We start from the raw sequence: 13,709 nt of genomic DNA on the forward strand, positions 1-13,709 counted from the left end.
GCGTATTGTGATCTCACTGCTTTGCAACTGCTACTTCGATACCTGGCTTGATGTTCTGTTTTTCGTTTCATCTCCTCGGCTCGTTTTACTTTCGCACCTCAGTCTCGGCCTGAATGTTTCAGCGCCGCAGCCTTATTTTACCCTGGAGATACATCATGTCTGGTCGTCAAAATGGCACCGTCAAATGGTTCAACGATGAAAAAGGTTTTGGTTTTATCACTCCTGAGAGTGGTCCGGACCTGTTCGTCCATTATCGCTCGATCGAAAGTTCAGGCTTCAAGAGCCTGAGCGAAGGTCAAGCAGTGTCCTTCGTGGCCGTCAAAGGTCAGAAAGGCATGCAAGCTGATCAGGTTCAAGTCGCTTAAGACACCTGATCCAAAAAAAGCCCCGCACTGCGGGGCTTTTTTATTGCCTTGGAAAATAGCCTGCCAACCGATTCGCCCAAGGCATACCCCGTGAGCATGCCTGCACCTGGACAATGATCAGGTAGGCACGGGCCCATCCGGTGATATAAACGGCTTTGTAAAACCCGGTGCCAAGGGTGCCAATGCCCACTCACTGCGGAATCGGCTGAGGTACACCATGTTGCTGCGGGTGGCGGCTTTTCGGTTCATTTTCCCAGCCATAACCGCGAGCTGCGTCTTGATACCATCAATAACCGTATGTAACCGCTCCTGATCATCCAGATCGGCTGCGGAAATCACACGTATGGCCACCACATCCTTGTTTTGCGTTGAAAACGTTAGCGTCAGACTGCCGTCAGGTCGAACGGCTGAAATGACGGGCCGGTTAACCTCAAAGGAGGATGACAGGGTCTTGAGATACGCCTTCATGTGAAACACCTCGCCGAGCAGAATGGTAGATATTGGCAGCCAGCGCTGCGTTTATGGCTCCAGAAGCCAGTGCGAGGCACCTAGAGTGCCTCGACATGTTCAGCCTGCATGCCCTTCCCTAATTTGCCTTCAGCGGCAATGTAGGAAACCGGCTGGCCCGCGATCAGCTGCTTGACCGCATGACCACCGTTGACCGACTTGTGGTGCACAAACAATTCAGGCCCCTGGGCCTGAACAATGAAGCCATACCCTTTGACACGGTCGAACCATTTGACGGTACCGGTTTGACGATCAGACATGAAAGGCTCCTGGATAAGGTAGGCCGCAGGGAAATATCCCGTGCGAGCCGAGGCGGCAGTGATCCAAAGAGAGGCTGGGGTGTAGATAAAACACCCTCAAGGGGTCATGGCAGCATGATAGCAACGTAGTTACTTCACCATAGGCGCATTCGGCCTGGGGTGTGCGGCTATTTAGCTGTGCGGCGACGGGTGGGAATCCTTGCTCTGCCATGCGATCAAAGCGACAAACTGCTCAGCACAGCGGCAGGCCTGATTGAGCACGTGTAGAAAGTCCATGCCAGACGGGTTCTTATCGCTGATGCAGGCGCAGGCGCGGTACTGATATGAACCGAAGGCATTCAGCCTGGGAGAACTATGTACTACGGAGAGCGATTCAACGCCTGGACGCACCTGATCGGCGCAGCCCTGGCGTTCATGGGTGCGGTATGGCTACTGGTACGGGCCACCCTTGACGGCTCACCAGCTAAGGTCATCAGCATCATTATCTATGGCGTCACGCTGGTGCTGCTCTATAGCGCCTCGACGATTTACCACAGTGTGCAGGGCCGTGCGAAAACGGTCATGCGCAAGGTGGATCACCTCTCCATCTACCTGTTGATTGCTGGCAGCTACACGCCGTTCTGCCTGGTGACACTGAAAGGTCCCTGGGGCTGGACACTGTTCGCCATTGTCTGGGGGTTGGCGGTCATCGGTATGCTGCAGGAGATCAAACCCCGTTCCGAGGCCCGCGTTCTGTCTGTCGTGATTTATGCCGTGATGGGCTGGATCGTTCTGGTCGCGGTCAATCCATTGCTGGCGTCGCTGGGCGCGGCAGGCTTTACCTGGCTGGTCACAGGGGGTTGCCTTTATACACTAGGGATCATTTTCTTTGCGTTCGATCACCGTTTTCGCCACTGGCATGGCATCTGGCACTTATTCGTTATGGGGGGCAGCCTGCTGCACTTTATTACCATCGCCCTGTATGTGGTGTGATACCTTCAATTCAGTAGTATTGAGCGAACACAGGTATCAGGCCGGAGCAAGCCACTCATCTGCTACTGAAAAAGACCTGAATCAGACACTATGCTTGAAGGTCTTTGCTCATAGCACTGTTTCTAATTTTGAGCGCTGTCTTGGACACTATAAAAGCTTTAACAGGTTTGCCTGACAGTACTCCTGCGCAAGGCTTGCTACTTACATTTCGCCTCACCCATAGGCGACCCGCTGGATCGTACGGGGTTATATGAACACCACTACCCAACCATCGGTTCCTGACAATCAGAAGAACCTGACTCGCAGCGATATTGATTTTCCGGTGGTAGGTATCGGCGCCTCAGCAGGCGGTCTGCAAGCCCTTCTGAAGTTCTTTGAACACATGCGCAGCGATAGCAACATGGCGTTTGTGGTCATTATGCATCTGTCGCCAAAGCACACAAGCGCGGCTGACCGCATCCTGCAGAACGTAACCAAGATGCCGGTTATTCAGGTCACAAGCCCTGTCCCAGTCGAGAAGAATCACGTCTATGTGATACCGCCGGGCAAAGACCTGAGCATGAACGACAGTTACCTGCGTCTGGGAGAACCACAGCGTACCCGCGGGGATCACGTAGCAATCGATTTGTTCTTTCGGACACTGGCCGATGTTCATCGGAGCAGGGCCATTGGCATCGTGCTATCGGGTGCCGGAGCCGATGGCTCGGTGGGGCTTGCACGGGTAAAGGAGCAAGGCGGTATTACCCTTGCCCAGTCCCCGCAGGATGCTGAATATGACTCGATGCCCAACAGCGCCATTTCTACCGGTGTGGTGGATATCGTCCTGCCTGTGGTTGAGATGCCACAAAAGCTGCTGGAAGTCGCTGCCAATCTGGTAAATATCCAGATACCGATCAACGACCCCCGTGAAGAGAACGAGCCGCAGATCGATCCTCAGATCAGAAATCGAACGAATCAGCTGGCCCTTCGGGATATCCTGACGCTGCTGCTAACGCGCACCGGCCATAATTTCAAGCAGTACAAGACCGCTACCATATTACGGCGCATCGAACGGCGCATGCAGGTCAACTCCATCCCTGACATGAACAGTTATGCAACCTTTCTGCATGACCATGTCGAGGAAACGCCCGCCTTGCTCAAAGACATGCTGATAGGCGTGACCAACTTCTTTCGGGACCGCGAAGCCTTCGAAACGCTTGAGCGAGACATTATTCCCGATCTGTTCGAGCAGTTCGCTGCGGCAGAGAGCGAAGACAGTGAAATGCGGGTATGGTCTGCAGCCTGCTCGACAGGCGAGGAAGCCTACTCCCTGGCCATGCTGCTCACCGAACAGGCAGAACTGAGAGGCTCACCTGCCAAAATTCAGGTGTTTGCAACCGATATCGATAATCAGGCACTGGGTGTAGGACGTGCCGGCCTTTATCCACAGGCCATTGTCACGGATGTCCCTCCATCCCGTCTGCGCCAGCACTTCATAAAAGAGCAGATGCATTACCGGATCAAGAAGGAGCTTCGCGAGCGGGTTTTGTTTGCGGCGCATAACCTGCTGAGTGATCCTCCCTTTTCCCGACTGGATCTAATCTGCTGCCGCAACCTCCTGATTTATCTGGACCGTGAAGTGCAAAGTGAAATCCTGCAAACATTTCACTTTGCGTTGAAGCCGGGTGGCTACCTCTTTTTGGGCAGCTCCGAATCAGCTGACATGTGCAGCAGTCTATTTGTGCCGGTCGACAAGAAGAACCGCATCTACCGCGCCAAGAACACGACCGGAATATTGCGATCCCGTCCAGTGCTGCAATTCAGTCCAGGCTATCCAACGGTGCGATTGCCTCAGCACCAAGTGGGCCGGGGCAAGAAGGTTTCCTTTGCCGAAGTCCATCGCCGGGTACTGGAGCAATATGCGCCGCCCAGCGTAATCGTCGATCACGAATCGAACATTGTGCACATGTCGGACCGTGCCGGGCGGTTCCTGCGTTATGTGGGCGGCGAGCCTTCTCATAACCTGCCAACGCTGGTGCTGCCTGAGTTGCGCCTTGAGCTGCGGACCGCGCTCTTCCAGGCGATACAGTCCAACAAAAGCGTTGAGGCACGGCGGGTGCGAATCACCCGTGACGATCGGACGTATTACATCAACATGGTCGTGCGCCCCTTCCGCGATGATGAGGCCAACAGCGATTTCATGCTGGTGATCTTCGATGAGGTCGAAGATGTGATGAGCCAGGAGTCCACTACACCTCATACCGAAGCCAAGGACAGCGTACTTACCCAGCTCGAAGCGGAGCTGCACCGCACCAAGGAGCAGCTACAGCTCACCATTGAGCACTCCGAAACCTCGACGGAAGAGCTCAAGGCATCAAACGAAGAGCTTCAGGCCATTAATGAAGAGTTACGCTCGGCCACGGAGGAGCTGGAGACCAGCAAGGAAGAGTTGCAGTCGATCAACGAAGAGTTGATTACCGTTAACGCTGAACTCAAGAGTAAAATTGAAGAGACCGGCAAGATCAATGACGATCTCCAAAACCTGATCACCTCGACGGATATCGCCACGGTATTCGTGGACCGTCGCATGCGTATCAAATGGTTCACGCCCCGAGCAACCGAGTTGTTCAATATCATAGCCAACGATGCCGGACGCTCCCTGCTCGATATCACGCATCGGCTGGATTACGACGAACTGGCTGAGGACGCGACCCGGGTCTTCGAATCCCTGCACCTGATCGAGCGCGAAATCTGCGCCTCGAATGGGCATTGGTATCTGGCCAGGATGCTGCCCTACCGCACGGCGGATGACCGAATAGAAGGCGCGGTACTCACCTTTATTGATATAACCGGGCGACGCGAAGCTGAAGAGCAGGTACGCGCCAGCGAAAACCATATGAAGCTGGTGGCACAAAGCGTCAGTGACTACGCCATCATCACCATGGATCAAAACGGACTCATCACCACCTGGAACCATGGCGCCGAAATCATGTTCGGGTATTCCGAGGCGGAGGTGGCCGGGCACTGCATCGAGACCATCTTCACGCCTGAAGAGCGGGCCAAGGGCATACACCTTGAGGAACTTAGAATTGCCCGGGAGAAAGGCCACTCCCTTGATAAACGCTGGCATCAGCGCAAGGATGGCAGCCGCTTGTATTGCAGTGGTGTCACCTACCCTATGCAAGATACCGAGCTACGCGGCTATGCCAAGATCGCCCAGGACACCACAGAAGAGTATCAGCGTGCCTGCGAGAAGGACGATCAACTGGTCCGATCGGAAACCAGCAGCCAGCTCAAGGACGAGTTTTTTGCCGTCATGTCCCATGAACTGAAGCATCCGTTGAATTTGATTCAGTTGAACGTTGAGTTGATTGCTCGCGCGCCCTCGGTTCGTGCCTCCGCCGCCACGCTGCGCGCCGCCGAAACGATCCAGCGCTCGGTACGCAGTCAGGCCCAGATCATCGACGATCTGCTCGATTTTTCACGTGTGCGAACCGGTAAGCTCAAGCTCGATCGCACGATAGTGGATGTTGTCAGCCTGCTGCAGGAAATTGCCAATGTCCTGCGGCCTACGGCAGTTGCCGAGTCTATCCGCCTGGAGGGTCCCAATGTGTCCGAGCAGCCCTTGCTGATCGAGGCGGACCGCACCCGGATGGAACAGATCGTATGGAATCTGCTTAACAACGCAGTGAAGTTCACGCCTGCTGGCGGCACCGTTACGCTCCGCCTGAGCGAAGACGGCGACAGCGTCCGGCTGGATGTCATCGATACCGGACAAGGCATTGCGCCTGAGTTTCTACCCAAGGTATTCGACATGTTTGGCCAGGCTGAAATGCACAATACGGCGCGCGCCCGGCATGGCCTGGGCATTGGCCTGGCCCTGGTAAAGCAGTTGGTCGAGGCTCATAACGGCCGGATTGAAGCCGAATCGGCCGGCTTAGGCCAAGGCTCACGCTTCACGGTCTGGATACCGAAATGCAGCTACGACGAGACGACTTGCGAGTGTATCGACGCCTGCTCGGAGGCGGGACAACTGCAGGGGCTCAAGCTGCTGCTGGTGGATGATTCCGAAGATATTGTCGAAACCATGCAGATGCTGCTGGAAAGCGAAGGGGCCGAGGTTACGCCGGCCTGTAGCGGTGAGCAGGGGCTGGCACTTGCCAAAGAGCAGGTCTTTAATCTGATCCTGTCCGATATTGGCATGCCGGGCATGGATGGACACGAGCTGATGATCGCGTTGCGTCTGGACAGTCTCAACCAGCAGACGCCAGCGATTGCCTTGACGGGGTATGGCAGCAAGACGGACATCGACAAGGCAATGCAGGCGGGCTTCGACGCTCATTTAAGCAAGCCCATCCAGTTCGATACGCTTATCCAGCACACGCTTGAAACGGTCAATCGGCGTCGGTCTTAAAAAGAGCCCGCCTCGCGGCGGGCTAAAGGTGCCTTATAGGGGAATAACTACAGGCAGCGTGACGTGGGTGACCGCGTGGCAATCAGAGTTTGGCGATCGAGACCTCCGTGGACTTCACGAAGGCAATCACCTCGCTGCCGACCACCAGTTCCAGCTCCTTGACCGAGCGCGTGGTGATAACGGAGGTAACGATCCCGGCAGCGGTTTGTACGTCAATTTCGGAAAGTACCGACCCTTCGATGATTTCCTTGATGGTGCCTTTGAACTGGTTACGAACGTTGATGGCTTTAATGGTCATGGTTGTGCTCCTCAAGTGATCAGAGTGCCCAGCGCAGTTGCGTGGGACGGTAGTCGATGTCGTGATGGTCAGGGAGTGAAGGTTGGGCCAGTACGCGGGCCAGCACTTCGGCCTCCAGAGCGGCAAGCCCGGCCGAGCCGCGGTTGCGCGGACGCGGCAGATTGATGCCGAGGTCCAGGCCGACCCGGCCCTCCTCGATCAGCAGGACGCGATCCGCCATGGCTACGGCTTCGCCCACGTCGTGCGTGACCAGCAGGACGGTGAACCCATGCTGCTGCCAGAGACGCTCGATCAACTGCTGCATCTCGATGCGGGTCAGGGCGTCCAGCGCACCCAAGGGCTCATCCAGCAGCAACAGGCGCGGCTCATGAATCAGAGCCCGCGCCAGGGCCACACGCTGTTTCTGTCCACCCGACAACGCAGCCGGCCATTCATGGGCACGCTCAGCCAGCCCCACGGCATCCAGCGCCTCTAGCGCCTTCTGCCGCCAATGGCCTTTGAGGCCCAGGCCGACGTTATCGATGATGCGTTTCCAGGGCAGCAGACGGGCATCCTGAAACATGAGGCGAGTCGCCTCCTGATGCCGGGCAAGCGGCTCCTTTCCCGCCAGCAGCTGCCCGCCAGTCGGCTTATCCAGCCCGGCCACCAGCCGCAGCAAGGTGCTCTTGCCGCAACCGCTGCGCCCCACCACGGCCACAAACTGACCAGAGGGAATCGTCAGGTCGATGCCCTGAAGGACGTCGCGCTCACCGAACCGCTTGCCGACCCCTTCCAGGGTCAGGGCTGTTCCCCGCTTGTAAGGGAGACTGTGCAAGGCCGTCATGCTGCACCTCCTGTTTTCTGATAGGCCGGATGCCAGCGCAGCCATGCACGCTCAAGGCCGCGGGCCGCAAGATCTGCCAGCTTGCCAAGGACGGCATACAGCACGATTGCCAGTACCACGATGTCGGTTTGCAGGAATTCACGGGCATTCATAGCGAGATACCCGATGCCGGAACTGGCCGAGATAGTCTCCGCCACGATCAGGGTCAGCCACATCAACCCAAGCGCAAAGCGCACCCCCACGAGGATCGACGGCAGCGCCCCAGGCAGCACGACCTGCGTGAACAATCGATAGCCGGAGAGCCCGTAGCTGCGCGCCATTTCCACCAGGGCCGGATCGACGTTGCGAATGCCGTGATAGGTATTGAGGTAGATTGGGAAAAACGTACCCAGGGCGACCAGGAAGATCTTGGCCGACTCGTCGATCCCGAACCACAGAATGACCAGCGGGATCAGCGCCAGGTGCGGGACGTTGCGGACCATCTGCACGGAGCTGTCGAGCAAACGCTCGCCCCAGGTCGAAAGCCCTGTGATAAAGCCCAGGAGCAGGCCGATACCACCTCCGATAGCAAAGCCGATACTGGCGCGCCAGCTGCTGATGGCGAGGTGTTGCCAGAGCTCGCCACTGCGCACCAGGCTCCAGCCTGCCTCCAACACTGCACTGGGTGCCGGCAGGATACGGCTGGACAAGAGGCCGGTTTCCACAGCCACCTGCCACCCGGTCAGGAGCAGCACGGGCAGCACCCAGGGCGCTACGCGTTGCAGGGAAGTGTTGATCGTATGATTCATACCGCCTCCTCAGCTCTGCGCGGCATACTTCGTGGTTGAGAATGGCACTATGTCGTTGGCCACGATCTCACCGAAGGGGCTGATGTTATTGGCACCCGCTGGCTGCTCGGGTCGGCTAAGCGGCAGGTGCGGGAACAGGAGTTCGGCCACGCGGTAGGACTCTTCCAGGTGCGGATAGCCGGACAGGATGAAGGTATCGATGCCCAGTTCAGCATACTCCTTCATCCGCTGGGCCACCGTAGGGCCGTCACCCACCAGGGCAGTCCCTGCCCCGCCGCGCACAAGCCCTACACCGGCCCAGAGGTTGGGGGCAATTTCCAGCTTGTCGCGTCGTCCGCCGTGCAGCGCAGCCATGCGCTGCTGACCAACCGAATCGAACCGCGCAAACGAAGCCTGGGCTTTGGCGATGGTGGCATCATCCAGATTGGCGATGAGCCGGTCGGCCGCCTTCCAGGCCTCTTCGTTCGTCTCGCGGACAATGACGTGCAGGCGAATCCCAAAGCGAACGGTACGGCCATGGCGAGCGGCCTTTTCACGTACGGACTCGATCTTCTCGCGCACCGCCTCAAGCGGTTCACCCCAGGTCAGGTACAGCTCGACCTGCTGGGCAGCCAGTTCCTGGGCAGGCTCGGAGGAGCCTCCAAAGTACAGTGGCGGACGTGGCTGTTGCAGCGGCGGATAAAGCAGCTTGGCGCCCTTGACCTTGATGTGCTTGCCGTCAAAGTCGACCGTCTCGCCTTCCAGCACACGGCGCCAGATATGAGTGAATTCTTCCGAGGCCTCGTAACGCTCCTCATGGCTCAGGAACAATCCGTCCCCGGCCAGCTCTTCCGGGTCGCCGCCGGTCACGAGGTTGAACAGCGCCCGCCCGCCGGACAGGCGATCGAGCGTAGCGGCCTGACGAGCGGCCACGGTGGGTGAAATGATGCCGGGGCGCAGCGCTACCAGAAACTTGAGTCGCTGGGTCACTGGGATCAGCGAGGCCGCTACCAGCCAAGAGTCCTCGCAGCTGCGGCCGGTAGGAATCAGTACGCCGCCAAACCCGAGCCGATCCGCCGCCTGGGCGATCTGTTGCAGGTAGCCGTGGTCAACGGCGCGGGCGCCCTCTGCGGTGCCAAGGTAATGGCCGTCGCCGTGGGTTGGTAGAAACCAGAAAACGGTGAGATTGCTCATGAACAGGGCTCCGTCAGATGGAAATCTGGGTTAATTCAAATGTGGGCTTCAGGGTGCTTTCAGCGGCATCAGCCGTGGGCTCCAGGGGCAAGGGCTGCACATGGGCGTCGACAAAGGCACACCATGACGCGTGCCATCGCCTGATCCATCCCATTCAGGTAGCGCTCGACCAGACGGCTGGCGATCGTAGGCAGGGGCTTGGTACTCATGGCGTCACCTCGGTGTTGGTTTGGCGTTGCGCAGTAACCGGTACGGCGGGCGTCGCAACGTCGGCCACGCGTATCGGCTTGGGAATCAGGCGGTTCTGGTAGAACAGGTCAGCGGTTTGCTGCTGGTTTTCGATGTCCCTGGCGGTAATCGGGCTGATGGGCGAATCCGGACGGTGGCTGAAATAGGAGGCCACCACGGCATGCGGCAGTCCCAGCTGGCGCGTCATGATTTCGATACTGCCTTCGGGATTGGCCCGCGTGAGCGCCTCGGCCTGGTTCAGCGCATTGAAGATCTGCGGGATAAGGTCTGGATTGCGCTCGGCAAACGGACGGGCCGCCAAGTAGAAGGAGCCTGAGTTGGAAAGCCCGTTACGACCATCGGTCAGCACACGCACCTGACCGGTTAATAGCGCCGCCGAATAGAAGGGATCCCAGATGGCCCAGGCGTCCACGTTGCCCTGATCGAAGGCTGCGCGAGCATCGGCAGGCGGCAGGTAGACCGGCTGGATATCGGTGTAGTTGAGGCCTGCCTGATTAAGCGCTCGAAGCAGCAGCGCATGGGAGCTGGAGCCTTTCTGGAAGGCCACCTTTTTCCCCTTGAGATCCGCCAGGGTGTGGATCGGGCTGTCCTTGCTCACCAGAATGACCTCGGCCAACGGCTTGGCGGGCTCGGTGCCAACATAAAGCAGATCGGCTCCGGCAGCCTGGGCAAAGATCGGCGGGATATCACCTGTCGCCCCCAAATCGATGCTGCCTGCGTTCAGGGCTTCGAGCAGTTGCGGCCCGGCCGGAAACTCTACATAACGAACCTGCGTATTCGGGAAGCGCGTCTCCAGGAAGCGCTTCTCCCGCGCCACCACCAGATTCACGGCACTCTTCTGATAACCGATGCGCAACTCGGCGGGATCGGCCGAGGCGCCCTGGAACGCGAACGCTGCCAGCGTGCCGAGCAGGATCAGGCTGCGGGTCAGAAAAGCAGGCTTCATGGTTTTACCTCCGCGCGCTGGGCAAGGTTGGCAGGCGGTGTCCAGATCACGTCACGAACCGCCAGCGTTTTAGGAATCAGACGAATCTGCGTAAAGGCATCAGCGATCTTCTGCTGCGCGGTTACCACCTCAGGGGAGATGAACTGGGCCCCGTAGCCCTGCCGCGCCACGACCGTACGGGCAATGTCTTCCGGCAAGCCGAGCAGCGGCGCGACCTGCTTGGCGACCTCCTCAGGATTGGCCTTTGCCCACTCCCCTACCGAGCGAACCTCGTCGACCAGCGTGGCAATGACTTGCGGGTGCTGTTGGGCGTAAGGGCGTGTTGAGAGATAGAACTGGTGGTTGTCGACCAGCCCGGTACCGTCGGTAAGCGTGCGCGCCTGAAGCTGCTTTTCCGCAGCCGCCTGATACGGGTCCCAAATAACCCAGGCATCGGCGCTGCCGCGCTCAAAAGCGGCGCGGGCATCTGCCGGAGGCAGGTAGATCGGTTGGATGTCGCTGTATTTCAGGCCTGCCTTTTCCAGCGCGCGAACCAGCAGGTAATGAACATTGGAGCCCTTGTTCAGGACGATCCTCTTGCCCTTGAGATCGGCCAGCGTCTGGATGGAAGAATCCTTAGGCACCAGGATCGCTTCGCTGGTCGGCGCTGGCGGCTCATGGGCGACATATACGAGGTCAGCACCCGCCGCCTGAGCGAAAACGGGTGGGGTTTCACCAGTAACCCCAAAGTCGATACTGCCAACATTCAGCCCTTCCAGTAATTGGGGGCCGCCGGGAAATTCAGTCCATTGCACGGTAACGCCCTGCTCGGCCAGGCGCTTTTCCAGCGTGCTACGGGCCTTGAGCAGCACCAGCGTGCCGTATTTCTGATAGCCGACCCGTAAGGTTTCGGCGGCTTGAACGGTGGCATCGAGCGACAGGGCCAGCAGCAGCGCGGCAACCCATCCTCGATGCAAGGGTTTGACGCGCATCGCGTGCTCCTTGGCTTCGAGTGGTGTCCTGCCTGCTGCCCCGTTGTCGGGTCAGTAAGGTCGGTAATCTATTCTCCCGTGTGGGAGTGGTTACATCAGATGCTCCAGCGTGCCTGTGTCAGCTGCGCTGTCAAAACATGTGGCTCGACCGGCTTCGGTCGGCGGGCCAGTGCGGCCAGAAAAAGCTCCAGTGACTCGTCCAAACGCTCCGCCAGTGCAGATGAGAGCGGTGTTTCGCTTTCATAGCTGACCTGGCTGTCATCGGCGAACACGCCGGGCAGGATCTCCTGCGCCTTGAGCGCAGCCAGCACCGGCTTGAGTGCGTAGTCCACCGCCAACATATGTGCAATCGAGCCGCCGGTTGCCAACGGCAGCACCACCTTATGGTTGAGTGCCCGCTCCGGTAACAGGTCAAGTACCGTCTTGAGCACCCCGGAAAATGAGGCCTTGTAGATCGGTGTGGACACCACAAGGCCGTCCGCATTGTGCACGTGCTCGACAAAGGCCTTGACCTGAGGGCTCTCGAACCGCGCCTGGATCAAATCTTCGGGCGGGAAATCCTGGATGCGCCAGGAGGCTACCTCGACCCCATGTGCGTTCAGCCATTGCCGGGCCTCGCCGAGCAGTACGCTCGATCGGGATCTGGCCCCCGGGCTGCCCGCCAGCGAAACCACTAGCATGCCGTTCCCCTTCAACTGTCCTGTCAGGGTCGGTATGCCCTTCAGGTATGTAGCGAACCATAGCAAGCCTTAGCTTATACCTAAAAATCATTTTTATTAATTTGCTTATAACTTTTTGTATAAATGAAAAACCCCAGCGCGCAGGCTGGGGTTTTCTGATGTTGTAAGACTTGCAAGCAGAGTGCGGAAGATCGGTACTGCACCCTCGATTTACAGGGTGAAGCGCCCTTACTGCGGCGCTTTCTGGATTTCAGCCTGAACCTGATCGAACAGCGGTTTGCCCACGGTATCGATAACCGACTGGATGGCCGGCTGCGCCTTTTCACGCATGCGCTGGGTTTCTTCTGCGCTTACCTGGTTGATCTGCATTCCGTGGGCCTTCAGCTCTTCCAGGGCTTTTTCGCCTTCGGCGCGTGTGTCCAGCCGCTCGGCATCACGTGCCTTCCTGGCTGCCGCCATTAGGATATCCTGCTCGGTCTTGGACAGACCATCCCACCAGCGCTTGGAGGCCATCATGATCCAGGGGCTATAGACGTGGTTGGTCACGGTCAGGTACTTCTGCACCTCATAAAACTTGGACGACAGAATCGTGTTGAACGGGTTTTCCTGCCCATCCACGGCCTTGGTCTCCAGACCGGTAAAGAGTTCGGAGAACGGCAGCGGCACGGCATTGGCACCCAGTTGCTTGAAGGTATCCATGAAGACCGGGCTCTGCATCACCCGCACCTTGATGCCGGAGAAATCTTCCAGCTTGTTGATCGGGCGAACGTTGTTGGTCATGTTGCGAAAGCCGTTCTCCCAGTAGACAAGGCCGACGAGGCCCTTTTCCTGGAGCTTGTCCATAACCTGCTGGCCTACTGGTCCGTCGAGTACATAATCCGCCTGTTTTGCATTGGAAAACAAAAAGGGCGTATCCCAGATCGCCATCTCCTTGGTGATGCCGACCAGTGTCGCGGTAGAACCCACCATCATTTCCTGCGCCCCGCCAATCAACGCATTCTGCATCTGGGCATCCGGGCCCAGGCTACCGGCGCCAAAGGTGCGCACCTTGAGCTTGCCACCTGAGGCCTTGGCCACCTCCTCTGCAAATACCTTGGCGCCGCGTCCCTGGTTACTGTCTTCGTTTAGGCCATAACCGAAGCGGATCATGCGGGGGCGAATGTCATCGGCGGCCTGGGTTGTGAGGGTGGCTAGCGGGCCGCAGAGCACAGCCGTGGCCAGGGTTGCGAAGAGAAAGCGTTTCATGGGCGTTCCTTTTATTGTTGTTGATAAAGCCTGATGCCT

14 protein-coding genes are annotated in these 13,709 nt (G+C 58.2%); 3 read left to right on the forward strand and 11 right to left on the reverse strand.

What is annotated here, in order from left to right:
• Positions 1-155 precede the first annotated feature (155 nt).
• Entirely contained in the window at positions 156-365 is a 210-nt protein-coding gene (locus JQR90_RS16825) for a cold-shock protein (protein ID WP_010795833.1), read from the forward strand.
• 117 nt (positions 366-482) lie between these two features.
• On the opposite strand, the gene JQR90_RS16830 is transcribed toward JQR90_RS16825, so the two are convergent.
• Positions 483-833 (reverse strand): DUF3509 domain-containing protein, encoded by a 351-nt coding sequence (locus JQR90_RS16830; RefSeq protein ID WP_010795835.1) that lies wholly within the window; start codon positions 831-833, stop codon positions 483-485.
• An 80-nt stretch (positions 834-913) separates the two neighbouring features.
• Entirely contained in the window at positions 914-1,132 is a 219-nt protein-coding gene (locus tag JQR90_RS16835) for a cold-shock protein (protein WP_010795836.1), read from the reverse strand.
• 354 nt (positions 1,133-1,486) lie between these two features.
• Here JQR90_RS16835 and trhA point away from each other — a divergent pair, with 354 nt between their 5' ends.
• Entirely contained in the window at positions 1,487-2,104 is a 618-nt protein-coding gene (trhA, locus tag JQR90_RS16840) for a PAQR family membrane homeostasis protein TrhA (RefSeq protein ID WP_010795837.1), read from the forward strand.
• Between the two features lie 250 nt (positions 2,105-2,354).
• Positions 2,355-6,497, forward strand: coding sequence for a CheR family methyltransferase (locus JQR90_RS16845; protein ID WP_434140153.1), 4,143 nt, complete (start codon positions 2,355-2,357; stop codon positions 6,495-6,497).
• 82 nt (positions 6,498-6,579) lie between these two features.
• Here the strand turns inward: JQR90_RS16845 and JQR90_RS16850 are convergent, their stop codons facing one another.
• The 9 genes from JQR90_RS16850 to JQR90_RS16890 all read right to left on the reverse strand — a co-directional run bounded on the left by JQR90_RS16850 (position 6,580) and on the right by JQR90_RS16890 (position 13,670).
• A complete protein-coding gene (locus JQR90_RS16850; protein ID WP_010795839.1) occupies positions 6,580-6,795 on the reverse strand; it encodes a TOBE domain-containing protein in 216 nt (71 codons plus the stop codon).
• Between the two features lie 19 nt (positions 6,796-6,814).
• On the reverse strand, positions 6,815-7,618 hold the full coding sequence (gene ssuB / locus JQR90_RS16855; protein ID WP_434140154.1) for an aliphatic sulfonates ABC transporter ATP-binding protein: 804 nt from the start codon (positions 7,616-7,618) through the stop codon (positions 6,815-6,817).
• The gene (gene ssuC, locus JQR90_RS16860) at positions 7,615-8,406 is read right to left on the reverse strand and encodes an aliphatic sulfonate ABC transporter permease SsuC (protein ID WP_010795841.1); all 792 of its coding nucleotides are present in this window, start codon (positions 8,404-8,406) and stop codon (positions 7,615-7,617) included. The genes ssuB and ssuC overlap by 4 nt, the downstream gene beginning before the upstream one ends.
• 9 nt (positions 8,407-8,415) lie before the next feature.
• Positions 8,416-9,579 carry an FMNH2-dependent alkanesulfonate monooxygenase gene (ssuD, locus tag JQR90_RS16865; protein WP_434140155.1) on the reverse strand — a complete coding sequence of 388 codons (1,164 nt, stop codon included), beginning with the start codon at positions 9,577-9,579 and terminating at the stop codon, positions 8,416-8,418.
• A 68-nt stretch (positions 9,580-9,647) separates the two neighbouring features.
• Positions 9,648-9,788 carry a hypothetical protein gene (locus JQR90_RS16870; protein WP_197872564.1) on the reverse strand — a complete coding sequence of 47 codons (141 nt, stop codon included), beginning with the start codon at positions 9,786-9,788 and terminating at the stop codon, positions 9,648-9,650.
• Positions 9,785-10,774 carry an aliphatic sulfonate ABC transporter substrate-binding protein gene (locus JQR90_RS16875; RefSeq protein ID WP_434140156.1) on the reverse strand — a complete coding sequence of 330 codons (990 nt, stop codon included), beginning with the start codon at positions 10,772-10,774 and terminating at the stop codon, positions 9,785-9,787. Before JQR90_RS16875 ends, JQR90_RS16870 begins: the two co-directional genes overlap by 4 nt.
• Positions 10,771-11,745, reverse strand: coding sequence for a sulfonate ABC transporter substrate-binding protein (locus tag JQR90_RS16880; protein ID WP_010795846.1), 975 nt, complete (start codon positions 11,743-11,745; stop codon positions 10,771-10,773). Before JQR90_RS16880 ends, JQR90_RS16875 begins: the two co-directional genes overlap by 4 nt.
• Positions 11,746-11,840: 95 nt before the next feature.
• Positions 11,841-12,425: an NADPH-dependent FMN reductase gene (gene ssuE, locus JQR90_RS16885; protein ID WP_010795847.1), complete on the reverse strand. Its 585-nt coding sequence runs from the start codon at positions 12,423-12,425 to the stop codon at positions 11,841-11,843.
• A 228-nt stretch (positions 12,426-12,653) separates the two neighbouring features.
• Positions 12,654-13,670, reverse strand: a complete 1,017-nt coding sequence (locus tag JQR90_RS16890) for a TRAP transporter substrate-binding protein (RefSeq protein WP_073450403.1) — start codon at positions 13,668-13,670, stop codon at positions 12,654-12,656.
• Positions 13,671-13,709 lie beyond the last annotated feature (39 nt).

This window comes from Pseudomonas sp. JZ114, from assembly GCF_051027705.1.
In the GTDB taxonomy this organism is placed as follows: Bacteria; Pseudomonadota; Gammaproteobacteria; order Pseudomonadales; family Pseudomonadaceae; genus Chryseomonas; species Chryseomonas luteola.

Coding starts and splice junctions, on each gene's coding strand:
- JQR90_RS16850 (WP_010795839.1), bottom strand. CDS start 6,795: ATGACCATTAAAGCCATCAACGTTCGTAACCAGTTCAAAGGCACCATC.
- JQR90_RS16845 (WP_434140153.1), top strand. CDS start 2,355: ATGAACACCACTACCCAACCATCGGTTCCTGACAATCAGAAGAACCTG.
- JQR90_RS16825 (WP_010795833.1), top strand. CDS start 156: ATGTCTGGTCGTCAAAATGGCACCGTCAAATGGTTCAACGATGAAAAA.
- ssuB (WP_434140154.1), bottom strand. CDS start 7,618: ATGACGGCCTTGCACAGTCTCCCTTACAAGCGGGGAACAGCCCTGACC.
- JQR90_RS16875 (WP_434140156.1), bottom strand. CDS start 10,774: ATGAAGCCTGCTTTTCTGACCCGCAGCCTGATCCTGCTCGGCACGCTG.
- JQR90_RS16870 (WP_197872564.1), bottom strand. CDS start 9,788: ATGAGTACCAAGCCCCTGCCTACGATCGCCAGCCGTCTGGTCGAGCGC.
- trhA (WP_010795837.1), top strand. CDS start 1,487: ATGTACTACGGAGAGCGATTCAACGCCTGGACGCACCTGATCGGCGCA.
- JQR90_RS16890 (WP_073450403.1), bottom strand. CDS start 13,670: ATGAAACGCTTTCTCTTCGCAACCCTGGCCACGGCTGTGCTCTGCGGC.
- JQR90_RS16835 (WP_010795836.1), bottom strand. CDS start 1,132: ATGTCTGATCGTCAAACCGGTACCGTCAAATGGTTCGACCGTGTCAAA.
- JQR90_RS16830 (WP_010795835.1), bottom strand. CDS start 833: ATGAAGGCGTATCTCAAGACCCTGTCATCCTCCTTTGAGGTTAACCGG.
- ssuE (WP_010795847.1), bottom strand. CDS start 12,425: ATGCTAGTGGTTTCGCTGGCGGGCAGCCCGGGGGCCAGATCCCGATCG.
- ssuC (WP_010795841.1), bottom strand. CDS start 8,406: ATGAATCATACGATCAACACTTCCCTGCAACGCGTAGCGCCCTGGGTG.
- ssuD (WP_434140155.1), bottom strand. CDS start 9,579: ATGAGCAATCTCACCGTTTTCTGGTTTCTACCAACCCACGGCGACGGC.
- JQR90_RS16880 (WP_010795846.1), bottom strand. CDS start 11,745: ATGCGCGTCAAACCCTTGCATCGAGGATGGGTTGCCGCGCTGCTGCTG.